Origin of the sequence: Bradyrhizobium manausense (genome assembly GCF_018129685.1) — a bacterium.
In the GTDB taxonomy this organism is placed as follows: Bacteria; Pseudomonadota; Alphaproteobacteria; order Rhizobiales; family Xanthobacteraceae; genus Bradyrhizobium; species Bradyrhizobium manausense_D.
This window is the reverse complement of sequence record NZ_JAFCLG010000015.1, coordinates 1-15,359: the sequence shown is the minus strand read 5'-3', so window position 1 is coordinate 15,359 and position 15,359 is coordinate 1. Positions and strand designations below refer to the sequence as shown.

Here is a 15,359-nt window from a genome sequence, read left to right as displayed (position 1 = left end):
TTGTCTAACTCCGTCGTGGAGAGGCGGCGGCGACCACCGCCGAGTCAAGATTTGCCAGTTCCTCGACGATCGGGCAGGGCAAGCTTGGATCGCGACTACGGCAACGCTGCAGGAATCCGCTCAATTCCTGCTTCAACCGCGCAATAGCCTCTGCCTCTCGTTCGAGAGAAACCAGTTTGTCTTCGACCATTGCGCGCAAGGAGGCGCAGAAAGTCTGCTTGCTGGTCAACTTTCCTTGCAGGCTCTGGATTTCCTTCAGGGTGAACCCGAGCCGCTGGGCAAGCTTCAAGTAACGAAGCGAAGCAAGCGTCCTGTCGTCATAGTGGCGCGGTCCCTCGGATTTGCGGGGCTGCTTTATCAAACCCTTGCGTTCGTAGAAGCGGATGGTCTCTACACCGACTCCGACTTCCTTCGCCAGTCGACCGATCGTTCTGGTTTTTGCCATGACTTCCGTCTCCGACCTACTCGATAGCATCCGTACTAAGGTACGGAGTCAAGGGTCGAGTCGGCACGTCGATCGCGCCGCGGGACGATGATTTCGAAACGGAAAGAGGGCCCGTACGTCGGATTCTTACGTGTCAAACAAGACAGGTAATCTCCTACGGAAAATGATCTTGTCTTCGCCGTTCGTTGGCGGCGGGCTGGCCGCTGGGGCCGTATCATGGACGCGCTTGCTTCTGCCCACGATGCCGCTGTCCAGTGTCGCGCATCTCCGATGCGCGTCGTGTTCTCCGCGATATCAGAAACCGGAAGCAGCCTAATGGAGGCGGCGACCGGTCGCGACGGACGCATTGCTCTGTTCCGGCGGACGCGCGACCTGCACCACGACGGACAACGGAGCATTATCGCGCCGCACGGTGAGTTTCACGTTCTGGCCGATCCGGGCAAGTCCGATTTCATTGCGCAGCTGCGCTGCGGTCCTGATAGGGCGGTCATCGACGTTGGTGACGACGTCTCCCTTCTGCAGGCCCGCCCTTTGTGCCGGCGAATCCGCCGCCACCTCGGCGATGACCGCACCCGGACGGCGGTCCTGATTCTCGGACTGGCTCAAGTCGCGCAGCGAAACGCCGATGCGGCCGCGCTCAACCCGCCCGGTCGCGATGATCTGCGCCATGACCTTCTGCGCCATGTTGGCCGGAATGGCGAAGCCGATTCCAACATTTCCTCCGGCAGGCGAGATGATCGCCGAATTGATGCCGATCAGTTCGCCGCGCAGGCTGACGAGCGCGCCGCCCGAATTGCCCGGATTGATCGCGGCATCCGTCTGGATGAAATCCTCATAGCCTTGCTTGCCGAGCCCGGTGCGGCCGAGCGCGCTGACCAGACCGGAGGTGACGGTCTGGCCAAGCCCGAAAGGATTGCCGATTGCCAGCACGAAGTCCCCGACCTCCAGCGCGTCGCTGTCGCCAAACGTAAGCGCCTTGAGTCCGACCGGATTCTGGATCTGGAGCACGGCGACATCGGTCGGCGGATCGCGACCGACCACTTTCGCCGAAAATTGCCGGCCGTCCTTGGTGGTGACCTGGACCGTGGCAGTGCCTTCGACCACGTGATTGTTGGTGAGAACGTAGCCGCGCAGGGCATCCACGATGACGCCCGATCCGGTCGCATTGACCTCTTTCTCGATCTGCCTTGGGGCGTCGAAGAACTCGCGGAAAATCGGATCGCGGTAAAGCGGATTGTCTTCACGAACCCGGCCGTGCACGGAAATATTGACCACCGCCGGGGTAACCTGCCGCACCAGCGGCGCAAGCGTGGGGATCGAGCCGCCAGTCTTCAGGTCGGGGACTTGCGCTGTCACGGGAGTCGAGGCCGCGCACGTCAATACGCAGACAGAAAGCAGCAGGCGCAGCAGTCGCATTTTGATGCCTCTTCAGGAACGAAATCAGACAATCGGCTGACCATCGTGGTCGCTTACGGGAAGCCAGGCGATAAACGGAACGGTCACCGCCGCGGCCAAATTTCCGAACAGGACGAGCCCGAGGATGGCATGCGTGATCATCGCACCGTACCTCCCTGCGCGGCGGCCCCGGGCCGCCGCAGGCGCATCGGCACGCCTCCGCCGCGCGGAGGATCGTCGTTGTCATTGTCGCCATCGAGCCGGCGCAGTGCCGCGAGAATATCGGCAAGCTTGATCGTGTGGCTCATGCCGGGAATCTCGCGCAGCGCCGGACGGGACTCCACCGCGTACATGTCGGACGCCCAGGACGACAGGATGATGCGCTTCTCCGGCGTGGAGAGCTCATTATCGTTCAGGATGTCCGCCGGGGAATCGTGGTGAGTGGCGGGGTGAAAGATTGGATGAAGATTGTGGGCATTGACTCCGGTGCTCGTCATCGTCGTGCTCCCTGATCTCTCCTTTCCAAGGGATGGCTGTGGGGAGAAACGGCGGCGTGGGGCCGCCGTTTCCTGTTGCAGATCATTGCGCGTTGATCGCGATGCGCTTCACGCCCTCGCGCGGCTTGTCCGATTTCGGCAGCGAGACGGTCAAGACGCCGTTCTTGAACGTCGCATCAACCTTGTCCTCCTGCACGTCGTCGAGCGGAATCTGGCGCTCGAAGGCGCCGTAGTAGCGCTCGCTGAAGTACCGGCCTTCGCCATTGCGTTCGGCTTTCTTCTCTCCGCGGATGGTCAGGACGCCATTGCTGATTTCCACTTGAACGTCCTTTTCTGTCATCCCGGGCAGTTCGGCCGACACGGTCAATGCCTTGTCGGTTTCGCTGAGCTCGACCTTCGGCCAGGCGAAACGACCTTCCATCACTGACGCGAGGGGCGGGCCGCCGAAGCCGCGAAAGACATCGTCGAACAGACGATTCATTTCGCGGTGCAGGGTCAGGAACGGATCGAAGCTGTCCCGTGCGGGCGCAAGCTCCTGCGGTTTCGACCACGGAATCAGATCACGAATAGCCATTGTTTGACCTCACTTGTTCATGGGGAAGGGGGTGCGGACGCTTTGCGCGCCGCACGCCCCGTCTCGATGCTCAAATCGCGCCTAAGCTGCTTTCTTCTGCGCGATCTGGGGTGAGGAGGATGGTGCCGTACCGATCTCGATGCGGCGGGGCTTCATCGCTTCCGGCACCTCGCGCACCAGATCAATGATCAGCAGACCGTCCTGGAACGAGGCCTGCTTGACCTGGACGTACTCAGCGAGGTTGAACACGCGCCGGAACGGACGGGCGGCGATTCCCTGGTACAGGTATTCGCGCGCGGCGCCGTCGGACTTCCTGCCTTCGACGGTCAGCACGTTCTGCTCCGCCGTCACAGCGATGTCCTGAACGCCGAAGCCGGCCACCGCCAGTGTGATCCGGTAGTGGTCTTCGCCGAAGCGTTCGATGTTGTAGGGGGGATAGTTGTCTTCGGTCGTCTGACGCAGCGTCGAATCGACGAGGTCGGCCAGGTGATCGAAGCCGATCGTGGAGCGCCACAGGGGCGCGAAGTCGAGTGTCCTCATAGCCAAGTCCTCCAAAGAGCAAGATGGATACGAAGGAGCGCAAGGCCGAGGTTTCGGAACGGTCCGACGACCCGGTCCGGCGCCCATGCCGAACCCGAATCTGGCGTTCGGCATACCGCTCTCGCGGCGAAAATCGATTTAGAAAAACGGCCGACGTTTTCAAGAGGGTGGCTCGAAAAATTCTTCAAACCGCTCGGCCGCGGCTTCCAGCCCTCTCGGAACGCTGGATCAGGCGGCTTGTGCGAAGGTCAGCCGGGCCAGCTCGGATTCAGCCTCGTCGCGCAGGCGCAGAAGACGAGCGCGATCCTCGGCAGGAAGCTCGTTAACCATTAAAAGCCTCTCGCAATGCGAAATCACACGCTGCTGGCCTTCGATCATGAATGCCAGCGTGTCGCTGGAGATGGGATGATGCGGCATGGCAATTCCACCGGCCTCCGATAGAGAATGGAGCGGCCGGCAAACGGCCGCTCCATTCCCGGCTAGCTCGTCGCCGGCAGCGATCCACTGCGATCGGGCGGCGAGGGATCAACTCTCAAACGCGGCAGCTCCGGAATTGGCGAAAGCCATGTATCGACCTTCATCGTCGACGCGGGCCGCCAGGTCAGCCATGGCATCGTGTCCAGATAGGGGATCGGCGGCAGTGCAATTTGTTCGACGGCGCCTGTTCTGGAGCCAAGGCTCGGTGCCTCCGTGCCATGGGCCGCGTACGCTGTCATCGACATGACGCTGCCGATCGTCAGTGCGAGGAGACTGCGTAACTTGCGAGAATTCTCCGCCCGAGCGGAGAACGTGACGTGATCTTTGATCATTTCATGCTCCTACCGTTCGAAAACAGATCCAGGTGATGGTCGCGAAGTCCAATCGTCCTTTCCGGCTTGATCGAAAGGTGGGCCCGGCCGGATCGGCCGGGCCCGATACGCGTTAGAAGTCCATGGCGGGAGCCGGCGCGGCTTCCGTCTTCTTCGGCTTGTCCGCCACCAGAGCTTCCGTGGTGATGAGCAGCGAAGCGACCGAGGCCGCGTCCTGCAGCGCGGTGCGTACGACCTTGGCAGGATCGATGACGCCGGCCTTCACCATGTCCTGGTATTCGCCGGTCGCAGCATTGAAGCCCCAGTTGTAGCTCTCGTGCTCCAGAAGCTTGCCGACGATCACCGACCCGTCTTCGCCGGCGTTCTGGACGATCTGCCGCGCGGGAACCTGGATCGCGCGGCGGACGATATCCACGCCCGCCTTCTGGTCGGAATTGGCGGTCTTGACGCCGTCGAGAGCCTTCAGCGAGCGCAGCAGCGCCACGCCGCCGCCCGGCAGGATGCCTTCCTCGACGGCCGCCCTGGTCGCATGCAACGCGTCGTCGACGCGATCCTTGCGCTCTTTCACCTCGACCTCGGTCGCACCACCGACACGGATCACCGCGACGCCGCCGGCAAGCTTCGCCAGCCGCTCCTGCAGCTTCTCGCGATCATAGTCGGAGGTGGTCTCCTCGATCTGCGCCCTGATCTGCTGGCTCCGCGCCTCGATGTCCTTCTTGGCACCGGCGCCGTCGACGATCGTGGTGTTCTCCTTGTCGATCACCACCTTCTTGGCGCGGCCAAGCATCTTGATCGTGACGTTCTCGAGCTTGATGCCGAGGTCCTCGGCGATCACGGTGCCGCCGGAGAGGATCGCGATATCCTCGAGCATCGCCTTGCGGCGGTCGCCAAAGCCCGGCGCCTTGACGGCGGCGACCTTCAACCCGCCGCGCAGGCGATTGACGACGAGGGTGGCGAGCGCTTCGCCTTCGATATCCTCGGCAATGATCAGAAGCGGCTTGCCGGACTGCACCACCTGCTCGAGCAGCGGCAGCATGGTTTGCAGGCCCGAGAGCTTCTTCTCGTGGATCAGGATATAGGGGTCTTCGAGCTCGACCCGCATCTTCTCGGCGTTGGTGACGAAGTAGGGCGAGACGTAACCGCGGTCGAACTGCATGCCTTCGACGACCTCGAGCTCGGTGTTCAGGCTCTTGGCTTCTTCGACCGTGATCACCCCCTCATTGCCGACCTTCTGCATGGCGTCGGCGAGGAAGCGGCCGATCTCGGTGTCGCCATTGGCCGAGATGGTCCCGACCTGGGCGATCTCGTCGTTGGACGTGACCTTCTTGGCGTGGGTCTTGAGGTCGCTAACCACGGCTTCGACCGCCAGATCAATCCCGCGTTTCAGGTCCATCGGGTTCATGCCCGCCGCAACGGCCTTGGCGCCCTCCTTGACGATGGCTTGCGCCAGCACGGTCGCGGTGGTGGTGCCGTCGCCCGCCAGATCGTTGGTCTTGGAAGCGACTTCGCGCACCATCTGCGCGCCCATATTCTCGAACTTGTCCTCGAGTTCGATCTCCTTGGCGACCGTGACACCATCCTTGGTGATGCGGGGGGCGCCGAACGATTTCTCGATGACGACGTTACGTCCCTTGGGACCGAGCGTGACTTTCACCGCATTGGCCAGTGTGTCGACGCCGCGCAGCATGCGCTCGCGGGCCTCGGTTGCGAATTTGACGTCCTTGGCAGCCATGTTGAATCACTCCTTTCCGTTCAATGACTGTCAGCCTCAAGCGGCCTTCTTCAGCGCGCCGGTCTTTTCGATGACGCCCAAAAGGTCGCTCTCCTTCATGATCAGGAGTTCTTCTCCATCGATCTTGACCTCGGTGCCCGACCATTTCGCAAACAGCACGCGATCTCCCGGCTTGACGTCGAGAGCCACGAGCTGTCCCTGCTCGTTGCGCCCGCCGGGACCAGCCGCGATGATCTCGCCCTGCTGCGGCTTCTCCTTGGCTGTGTCGGGAATGATGATGCCGCCAGCGGTCTTTTGCTCGGCATCGAGACGGCGCACGAGCACACGGTCGTGCAGTGGTCGGAAATGCATGCACATCCTCCTTGATTAGGTTCAGCGATGTCCAAAACCCGGGTCCGGAACCGGCCCCCAGGCGGAAAACGAACTTGGAGCGCGAATTTTTCCGTTCAAGAGGTCTGTTCAAAAAAATGTCTTCGGCTTGATGCTCGATAGTGGGCGTCTGCAGACGGTCGGGTTTGATCTGCGAAAAAGGGCCCCGGCCGGGAGGATGGCCGAGACCCTTCAAGCGAGTGACAATGTCGGTCGTCACGACCCGACGACCGGGATGGTCAAACTCTGTTGCAAGACGCTGGGCGAATTCGAAGGCGTGCCTTTCAGGCCGCCCGACGATCCCCCAATCCGCTTCGGAGATCGTCAAGCAGCCGCTGCTCACGCTCCATTCGCGTACGGTAAAGGTCGCGTTCGTGATCGGATTTCGCGCTCGTGTAAAGAAACCGGTAGTGGCCGATCACCTTTTCGCTGCAGCGTATCAGCGCCTCTCGAACGCTGCTCATGGGCGAGCCCCCGTGTTAACGTTCGCAGTCTGGGATTTAACTGAAAAGAGGCCGACTGGAAGAGCCGGGGCGGCCGAGGCCTCGAAAGCGGATTCCTCTTCGGCGAGGCGCTTTTGGACAAACTGGCGTTCCAGCTCAGACAACTGCGTGCAAAGCAGGCGGCGGTAACGGTGAATGTTGTCGCGATGCGCGCGCAAGCGCGCCAAGTCATCATCAATCATCGTCGTCACTCCTGACGGTCGTCCACTGTCCTTTAATTCTGATATACGGAATCACTTTCCACGCCGAAAATATTCGCGCCGGAAAAGTTGTCAAGCCGCCGCGCACCGCGCGCGCAAGGTCTCGGTGGCCGGAATCGGGCGTAGCGAAGCAGCCCGGGCCGAACGAGCCCGGTTCAATCCTTCAGCGCGTAGGCGATGACATAATCGCCGCGCTTGGTGCCGAACGAGCCGTGACCGCCGGCCGCGGTGACGACGTATTGCTTGCCGCCGGCCTCGTAGCTCATCGGTGTCGACTGGGCGCCGGCCGGCAGGCGGTCTTGCCAGAGCACCTTGCCGTCGCGCACGTCGTAGGCCCGGATCGTGTACTCGTAGGTGCCGGTGTAGAATGCGACACCGCCTGCGGTCGTGATCGGTCCGCCCAGCATCGGCACGCCCATCTTGAAGGGCAGCGGCAGCGGCGTGGTGTCCCGGATCGTGCCGTTCGGATGCTGCCAGACGATCTTCATCGTCTTCAGGTCGATCGCAGCCATCGCGCCCCATGGCGGCCGGTAGCACGGCACGGAGAGCGGCGACAGGAAGCTCCAGATCTCCACCCCGAATGGCGTGCCATACATCGGTTGCGTCCCGACCTCGCTGCCGACAGGCTTCTCGGCGGTCGGCGCGGGCGGATTTTGCGGGCCGCGCGGAATGAGCCTTGAGGCGAACGGCAACGACATCGGGTTGGCAATGGCGATCTGTCTCACCGGATCGACAGCGATGCCGCCCCATTCGAACATGCCGAGATTGCCGGGGAAGACGAGCGTGCCTTGCAGCGACGGCGGGGTGAACGTGCCGTCGTAACGCAGGCGGTGGAACATGATCCGGCACAGCAGCTGATCGAAGATCGTGCCGCCCCACATGTCAGCGCCGGTCAGTTTCGCCTCGGGGCGGAACGTCAGCTCGGAGAACGGCTGCGTCGGCGCGGTGCGGTCGCCGGGCGCGGCGCCTTGCGGCACGGCGCGTTCCGGCGCCGGCACGATCGGCTCGCCGGTCCTCCGATCGAGCACGAAAATGTTGCCAACCTTGGTTGGCTGGACGATCGCGGGAACGACGCCCTTGGCCGTGGTCACATCGACCAGGCTCGGCTGCGAGGGAACGTCCATGTCCCAGAGATCGTGATGCACCGTCTGGTACGACCAGGCGCGCTTGCCAGTGTTGACGTCCAGCGCGACGATCGAGCTGGAATAGCGCTCGACCAGCGCATTGCGATTGCCGCCCCAAATGTCGGGCCCGTTGTTGCCGGTGGGGATGTACACGAGGTTCAATTTCGGATCGAACGAGGCTGTGATCCACGAATTCGGCGAACCGTTGGTGTAGTGACGCGTCGGCGAGGGCAGTTCGTTTTCATCCGCCGCACCGGAGTCCCAGGCCCAGACCAGCTTGCCGCTGTAGACGTCGAAACCGCGGATCACGCCCGAGGGCACATCGACCCCATAATTGTCGATCACCGCGGCGGCGACGACCAGGATCCTGTCGCTGACGACAGGCGGCGACGTCGGCTCGAAGAAGCCCGCCGTCTTGTTTCCCATGCCTTGCTGGAGGTCGAGGCTGCCGTGATCGCCAAAGCCCTCGCACAGCTTGCCGCTGTCGGCATCGAGGGCGATCATGCGCCCGTCATTGACGGGCAGGAAGATCCGCCGGGGACATTCGGCTGGCGCGGGACCGCCGCTGCTGTCGACGGCACCCGCCGCGGTCTCGTGATAGGAGACCCCGCGGCAGGTCATATGCTGGAACGTCTTGTTGAACACGAGCTTGGGATCGTAGCGCCAGCGTTCCTTGCCGGTTTGGGCGTCCAGCGCAAACAGCACCTGGTGCTGTGAGCAGAGATAGAGCGTGTCGCGCACCTTGATCGGCGTCACCTCGAAGGTCGTCTCGCCGGAATCCTCCGGCGTTGGCACGTCGCCGGTGCGGAATGTCCAGGCGACCGCGAGCCTTCCCACATTGTCGGGCGTGATCTGCTTCAGCGGCGAATAACGCTGTCCGAATTGCGTGCGCCCATAGGCGCGCCAGTCGCCATCCGGCTGAGGATCGCCTTCGCTTTGCGGGACCGTCGACGCCTGCTCGGAAATCGTGCCGTTGACGTCGTGATAGCTGGACAGCAGCGCGATGATGAGCGCAATGGAAGTAGCGGCTACGCCGATCCAGAGTGGCAGCGTCGCGCCTCGGGAGGATACCGGCTGATCTCGCAGCAGACCGCGAACGATCACCGGCGTCAGGAGCCAGAGCGCCATGGGGAAGACGATGTCGCCGCGCGATGCGAGCGGCCACCAGTCGAATTGCACTTCGGAGATGGCCCACGCCAGAGTGCCGACCAGTACGATCGCAAACAGCCACAGCGCCGAGCGGCGGCGCAGCAGCAGCAACACCGCCGTCGCGACAATGCCGACACCGAGAACGGCATAGAAGATGGATCCACCCAACGCGGCGAGCCAAAGGCCGCCGCCCGCGAGCACCAGGCCAATCACGGCGTAGACGAGACCGGTGATGAAGACGGCCCTGGATCGCTGCATGGCTGCTCCGGCGCGGCAAGGGGATCGAGCCGATCCATTGCAAACGCAGCAGACGGCACTTGGTTGCGATCAATGTGGTCCAGTCAACCACGGCTGGCAACCTTCAACTGCTGCGCCCACGCAACATCCGCCGCAAAAACTTGCAATTCGACGTGATAAGTCTTGGTCTGGAATTGCGCGCTCAATGAATGGGATCATTGTTGCGGCTCATGTCCAATTCGGGAACCACATCCGTCATGTATCTCGGCATCGATCTCGGCACCTCGGCCGTCAAGACCGTTCTGGTCGACGGCGCCCAGCGCGTGATTGCGAGCGAGAGCCGGGCGCTGACGATCGCCTCGCCGCATCAAGGGTTTTACGAGCAGGATCCTGCGCAGTGGATCGAGGCGACCTTTGCCACGTTGGACGCCTTGAAGGCCTCGCATGGACAACAGCTGGCCGCGGTCGAAGGCATCGGACTCTCCGGGCAGATGCACGGCCCCACGCTGCTCGATGCGAATGACAAGCCGTTGCGGCCCTGCATCCTCTGGAACGACGGACGTTCCGCCGCGGAGTGCCGCATCCTGGAGCAACGCTGGCCGGCCTTGCGTGCGATCACGGGCAACAAAGCGATGCCGGGCTTTGCGGCGCCAAAGCTGCTCTGGATTGCGACGCACGAGCCCGAGATCTTCGCGGCAACCAAACGCGTCCTGCTGCCCAAGGCCTATCTGCGCCTGGTGCTTTGTGGCGAGGCGATCGAAGACGTCTCCGATGCATCGGGATCCCTGTGGCTCGACGCGGCGCGCCGGGACTGGTCGGATGCCGCATTGGCCGCGACGGGCCTGTCGCGGGCGCAGATGCCGCGTCTGGTCGAGGGATGCGCGCCCGCGGCAGCATTGCGCGGCGAGCTTGCGCAACGCTGGGGCATGGCGAGGCGCCCGATGATCGCGGGCGGCGCCGGCGACAATCCCGCGGGCGCCGTCGGCATCGGTGCGATCAAACCCGGAGCCGCGTTCATCTCGCTGGGAACCTCAGGCGCCCTGCTGACGCCGACCGACCATATCGCCGCCAATCCGGACCGCGTGGTGCACACCTTCTGCCACGCCATCCCCGGAATGTGGATTCAGGCCGGCGCGATCCTCTCGGCGGCCTCTTGTCTGTCCTGGGCCGCGCGCCTGTTCGGCGTCGCCGAGGCCGAGCTGCTTGCGCCGCTGGGGCCGCGCCCACAGGCGCCCTCGCCCGTGAGCTTCTTGCCTTATCTTGCGGGCGAGCGAACGCCGCACGACGATCCAATTGTACGCGGCATGCTCGAGGGCCTCAGTCACGGCACCGACCGCACCGCGATCGTGCAGGCCGTGCTCGAAGGCGTTGCTTTCGCGCTCGCCGATTGCCGGGACGCGCTTGGCGATGCCGGCATCGCGGTGACGGACGCCGATGTGATCGGCGGCGGTTCGCGATCCCGGTTCTGGCTATCGGTGCTGTCAAACGTTCTCGATGTTCCGATCCATCGCTTTGCCGATGGAGAGACGGGAGCCGCGTTCGGTGCGGCGAGATTGGGGCGGCTAGCTGTCACCGGCGAGGCAATCGCAACCGTCTGCACGCCACCGCAACGCGTCGAGACATTCGAGCCGGATCGCACGCTGGTCGAATCCTATGCCGAGCGGCTTCCCGCTTGGCGCGAACTGTATCGGCGGCGCCACTAGCAGCGCATTGCGTCCGCATTTCTGCCTGTTCGCTGTTGCCCTGCGCTGCGGCGTTTTGTTTAATGGGCGAACCGCGCTGAACAAACGAGACGCGGACAGCAAACGCGTTGTGCGCCGGGAGGCACGATGAATGAGCCGATCCTCGAGATGCGGGGAGTTTCGAAATCCTTCTTCGGCATCAAGGCGCTGTGTGCGGTTGACCTGACGGTCTATGCAGGCGAGATTCATGCCTTGATGGGTGAGAACGGCGCCGGCAAATCGACCCTGATGAAAATCCTGTCGGGCGCCTACCGGCCCGATCCCGGTGGCGAGATCCGTATCGAGGGCAAACCGGTGCGGATCGAGGGTCCGCTCGGCGGCCGCGCCGCCGGCATCTCGATCATCTATCAGGAACTGTCTTTGGCCCCCAATCTGAGCGTTGCGGAGAATATTTATCTCGGCCGCGAGATGTCGCGTTCAGGTTTGCTGGCGCGCGGCGCCATGCGCGAGGGTGTCGGCCCGATCCTGCAGCGTCTGGGCGCGGACTTCCTGCCATCGACATTGGTGGCACATCTGTCCATGGGGCAGCGCCAGCTCGTCGAGATCGCGCGTGCGCTGCACGTGCGATCGAAGATCCTGATCATGGACGAGCCGACCACGGCGCTGTCCGCCGGCGAGAGCGAGCGGCTGTTTACCCTGATCCGGCAACTTCGCGCCGAGGGGCTTGCCATCATCTATATCTCGCATCGCATGGACGAGGTCTATGCACTCGGCGACCGCGTCACCGTGCTGCGCGACGGCCGACTGGTCGGCTCGCTCGACAAGCAGGATATCCGTGCTGATGCCATCGTCCGCATGATGGTCGGGCGCGACGTGTCGTCTTTCTATAAAAAGGATCATGATCCCGGGGCCGGGAAGGGGCATCCTGTTCTCACGGCCAGCGACATGTCGGACGGGCGGCGCGTCAAGGGCTGCTCGCTCACCGTGCATGCGGGCGAGGTGGTGGGGCTTGCAGGCCTGATCGGCGCCGGTCGCACCGAGCTTGCCCATCTGATCGTTGGTGCAGCACCGAAGATTTCGGGCCGTCTGGAGCTCGAAGGCCAGCCGATCGACATCCGCACGCCCGGCGAAGCCCTCGCGGCCGGCATTGCCTATCTGACCGAGGATCGCAAGGCGCTTGGCCTGTTCCTCGACATGTCGTGCCTGGACAATATCAATCTTGCCGTGCTCGGGCGCGATGCCAAACTCGGCTGGTTCCTGGATCGCGACAAGGCGCGCGAGCGCGCCGACAGGGCGTTTGCGGGACTCAGCATTCGCGCCGCCAATGTCAGTGTGCCCGCCGGAGGCCTCTCCGGCGGCAACCAGCAAAAGGTGCTGTTGTCGCGCTTGCTCGCCATTGCGCCGAAGGTGCTGATCCTCGACGAGCCAACGCGCGGCGTCGACGTCGGCGCCAAGTCGGAGATCTATTCGATCATCGACAATCTCGCCAAGGCCGGCACCGCGATCCTCGTCATTTCGTCCGATCTGCCTGAAATCATCGGCATCTGCGACCGCGTCCTGGTGATGCGGTCAGGGCATATCGCAGGCGAGGTCAGGCGAACCGAGACGGCACCTTTGACCCAGGAAGACATCATGGCCCTCGCGACGGGGACGGAGCATCTCGATGCCTGATAACGGATCGACGCAGGCGAACGCCGCGACAGCAAACAGTCCTGCCGTTGCCGAGGCGACGAAGCGCCAACGCATCAGGCTCATGATCCGCGCGGCCGGCATGCTGCCGGTGCTGCTGCTGCTCTGCATCGGCTTTCACTATATGTCGGAGGGCCGCTTCTTCACCGGCCAAAATCTCGGCATCGTCCTGCAACAGGCTGCCGTCAACACCGTGCTTGCCGCGGGCATGACCTTCGTCATTCTCACCGGCGGCATCGATCTGTCGGTCGGCTCGATCCTGGCGGCATCCGCAATGGCGGGCCTGACGATGTCCAAACTGTCCGAGCTGAGTGCGCTGTGGCTGCCGGTTGCGGTGCTCACCGGGCTTGGCTTCGGCGTCGTCAATGGCGCGCTGATCGCACTGTTGCGCCTGCCGCCCTTTATCGTCACGCTGGGCTCGCTGACTGCCGTGCGCGGTCTGGCGCGGCTGCTCGGCGCCGACACCACGGTGTTCAACCCGTCGATTCCCTATGCCTTCATCGGCAATGGCTCGCTGACGCTGATACCCGGCGTGGCGTCGATCCCGTGGCTCTCGGTGATCGCGCTGCTCGTCATTCTGGCGTCGTGGCTCGTGCTGCGGCGAACCGTGCTCGGCGTGCACATCTATGCGGTCGGCGGCAACGAGAGCGCGGCGCGGCTTGCCGGCATCAAGGTCTGGGCCGTCCTGATCTTCGTCTATGGCGTGTCGGGATTGCTGGCGGGCCTCGGCGGCGCAATGCAGGCGGCGCGGCTTTATGCGGCCAACGGCTTGCAGCTCGGCCAGAGCTACGAGCTCGACGCCATCACCGCGGTGATCCTCGGCGGCACCTCCTTTGTCGGCGGCATCGGTTCGATCTGGGGAACGCTGGTCGGCGCGTTGATCATCGCCGTGCTCTCGAACGGCCTGATCCTCACTGGCGTCTCCGACATCTGGCAATATGTGATCAAGGGCCTGGTGATTATCGGCGCCGTGGCGCTGGATCGCTATCGGCTGCAAGGCTCGGCCAGAACTTGAGATTGCGCGGTTCAAAATTCGGTTGCGGCAACTGGTCTGCCGTGCCCGGGGATGAAGACAGACCAGGGAGGAAGACAATGTTGAAGACCACCATGCTCGCCGGCGCAGCGATGGCGCTTGCCCTGTCCACCACACCGTCCTCTGCCAAGGAGCTCAAGTCGATCGGCGTTTCGCTGGGCTCGATGGGCAACCCGTTCTTTGTCGCCTTGTCGAAGGGCGCCGAGTTCGAGGCCAAGAAGACCAATCCCAATGTAAAGATCACCACCGTTGGCTTCGAATATGATCTCGGCAAGCAGGTGACCCAGATCGACAATTTCATCGCCGCCGGCGTCGACCTGATCCTGCTCAACCCGGGCGATCCCAAGGCGATCGGGCCGGCGATCAAGAAGGCGCAGGCGGCGGGCATCGTCGTCGTCGCGGTCGACACCGCGGCCGAGGGCGCCGATGCCACGGTGACCACCAACAACGTCCAGGCCGGCGAGATCGCGTGCCAGTACATCGTCGACAAGCTGGGCGGCAAGGGCGACGTCATCATCGAGAATGGGCCGCAGGTCTCGGCCGTGATCGATCGCGTCACCGGCTGCAAAAACGTCTTGGGCAAGAATGCGGGGATCAAGGTGTTGTCCAGCGACCAGGACGCCAAGGGCTCTCGCGAAGGCGGCCTCACCGTCACGCAGGGCTATCTGACCCGTTTCTCCAAGATCGACGCCATCTTCGCCATCAACGACCCGCAGGCGATCGGCACCGATCTCGCGGCAAAACAGCAGAACCGCAGCGGCATCATCATTACGTCGGTCGACGGCGCGCCAGACATCGAGGCCTCGCTCAAGGATGCCGGCTCGCCGCAGATCCAGGCCTCGGCCTCGCAGGACCCGTTCTTCATGGCGCGGCGCGCGGTGCAGGTCGGCGTCGGCATTCTCAATGGGCAGAAGCCGGCCTCGACCGTCGAGCTGCTGCCCTCGAAGCTCGTGACCCGCGACAATATCGGGGATTACAAGGGCTGGACCTCGGACCGGTCGCAGTAACGCCCCCCGCAGCTTCTGGGTGTTACGACCCAATTCGCGTGTCGCGTCCCGGGAAACCCCGGGGCGCGCATGTGAGGTTGACCCTAGCGACCGATATGTCAAAGAAGGGGCCTTTTTGACGGCGGGGCAACCGGATGGCCGCGCCCATGGACGCTATCGGGAGCAATTTCTGACATGGCTGAGCGGGTTGCTCTCATCACCGGCGTGACCGGGCAGGACGGCGCCTATCTCGCCGAGCATCTGTTGTCGCTCGGCTATGTCGTGCACGGCATCAAGCGGCGCTCGTCCTCGTTCAACACCGCGCGCGTCGATCATCTCTACCAGGATCCGCATCTCGGTAACGTGCCGTTCCTGATGCATTACGGCGACATGAC

General features: G+C 63.4%; 16 protein-coding genes. 5 read left to right on the top strand and 11 right to left on the bottom strand.

Features of this window, described 5'->3' with window-relative positions; genetic code table 11:
* Positions 1-4: 4 nt before the first annotated feature.
* The 11 genes from JQ621_RS26395 to JQ621_RS26345 form a co-directional block, all read right to left on the bottom strand.
* Complete coding sequence (locus JQ621_RS26395; protein ID WP_212238521.1) at positions 5-445, bottom strand: MerR family transcriptional regulator; 441 nt, start codon at positions 443-445, stop codon at positions 5-7.
* Between the two features lie 312 nt (positions 446-757).
* On the bottom strand, positions 758-1,861 hold the full coding sequence (locus tag JQ621_RS26390; protein WP_212238515.1) for a trypsin-like peptidase domain-containing protein: 1,104 nt from the start codon (positions 1,859-1,861) through the stop codon (positions 758-760).
* Positions 1,862-1,998: 137 nt separating this feature from the next.
* Positions 1,999-2,337: a hypothetical protein gene (locus JQ621_RS26385; RefSeq protein WP_212238513.1), complete on the bottom strand. Its 339-nt coding sequence runs from the start codon at positions 2,335-2,337 to the stop codon at positions 1,999-2,001.
* Positions 2,338-2,419: 82 nt separating this feature from the next.
* Positions 2,420-2,911, bottom strand: coding sequence for an Hsp20/alpha crystallin family protein (locus tag JQ621_RS26380; RefSeq protein ID WP_212238511.1), 492 nt, complete (start codon positions 2,909-2,911; stop codon positions 2,420-2,422).
* 81 nt (positions 2,912-2,992) lie between these two features.
* Positions 2,993-3,451 (bottom strand): Hsp20 family protein, encoded by a 459-nt coding sequence (locus JQ621_RS26375; RefSeq protein WP_212238508.1) that lies wholly within the window; start codon positions 3,449-3,451, stop codon positions 2,993-2,995.
* 228 nt (positions 3,452-3,679) lie between these two features.
* Positions 3,680-3,868: a hypothetical protein gene (locus tag JQ621_RS26370; protein ID WP_212238503.1), complete on the bottom strand. Its 189-nt coding sequence runs from the start codon at positions 3,866-3,868 to the stop codon at positions 3,680-3,682.
* A 62-nt stretch (positions 3,869-3,930) separates the two neighbouring features.
* A complete protein-coding gene (locus tag JQ621_RS26365; RefSeq protein WP_212238500.1) occupies positions 3,931-4,260 on the bottom strand; it encodes a hypothetical protein in 330 nt (109 codons plus the stop codon).
* Between the two features lie 112 nt (positions 4,261-4,372).
* Positions 4,373-5,992, bottom strand: coding sequence for a chaperonin GroEL (gene groL, locus JQ621_RS26360; protein WP_212238497.1), 1,620 nt, complete (start codon positions 5,990-5,992; stop codon positions 4,373-4,375).
* A 36-nt stretch (positions 5,993-6,028) separates the two neighbouring features.
* Entirely contained in the window at positions 6,029-6,343 is a 315-nt protein-coding gene (gene groES, locus JQ621_RS26355; protein WP_212238494.1) for a co-chaperone GroES, read from the bottom strand.
* 478 nt (positions 6,344-6,821) lie between these two features.
* Positions 6,822-7,046 carry a hypothetical protein gene (locus tag JQ621_RS26350; protein ID WP_212238491.1) on the bottom strand — a complete coding sequence of 75 codons (225 nt, stop codon included), beginning with the start codon at positions 7,044-7,046 and terminating at the stop codon, positions 6,822-6,824.
* Positions 7,047-7,219: 173 nt separating this feature from the next.
* Positions 7,220-9,595, bottom strand: coding sequence for a glucose/quinate/shikimate family membrane-bound PQQ-dependent dehydrogenase (locus tag JQ621_RS26345; protein WP_212238489.1), 2,376 nt, complete (start codon positions 9,593-9,595; stop codon positions 7,220-7,222).
* A gap of 236 nt (positions 9,596-9,831) precedes the next feature.
* Between JQ621_RS26345 and xylB the strand changes: the two genes are divergently transcribed.
* The 5 genes from xylB to JQ621_RS26320 form a co-directional block, all read left to right on the top strand.
* Complete coding sequence (xylB, locus tag JQ621_RS26340; RefSeq protein ID WP_212238859.1) at positions 9,832-11,277, top strand: xylulokinase; 1,446 nt, start codon at positions 9,832-9,834, stop codon at positions 11,275-11,277.
* Between the two features lie 126 nt (positions 11,278-11,403).
* A complete protein-coding gene (locus tag JQ621_RS26335) occupies positions 11,404-12,927 on the top strand; it encodes a sugar ABC transporter ATP-binding protein (protein WP_212238487.1) in 1,524 nt (507 codons plus the stop codon).
* Positions 12,920-13,960, top strand: coding sequence for an ABC transporter permease subunit (locus tag JQ621_RS26330; RefSeq protein ID WP_212238485.1), 1,041 nt, complete (start codon positions 12,920-12,922; stop codon positions 13,958-13,960). Before JQ621_RS26335 ends, JQ621_RS26330 begins: the two co-directional genes overlap by 8 nt.
* 77 nt (positions 13,961-14,037) lie before the next feature.
* Positions 14,038-14,985: an ABC transporter substrate-binding protein gene (locus tag JQ621_RS26325; protein WP_212238483.1), complete on the top strand. Its 948-nt coding sequence runs from the start codon at positions 14,038-14,040 to the stop codon at positions 14,983-14,985.
* Between the two features lie 174 nt (positions 14,986-15,159).
* On the top strand, positions 15,160-15,359 hold a 200-nt coding region (locus JQ621_RS26320), incomplete at its 3' end, for a GDP-mannose 4,6-dehydratase (protein WP_212238481.1).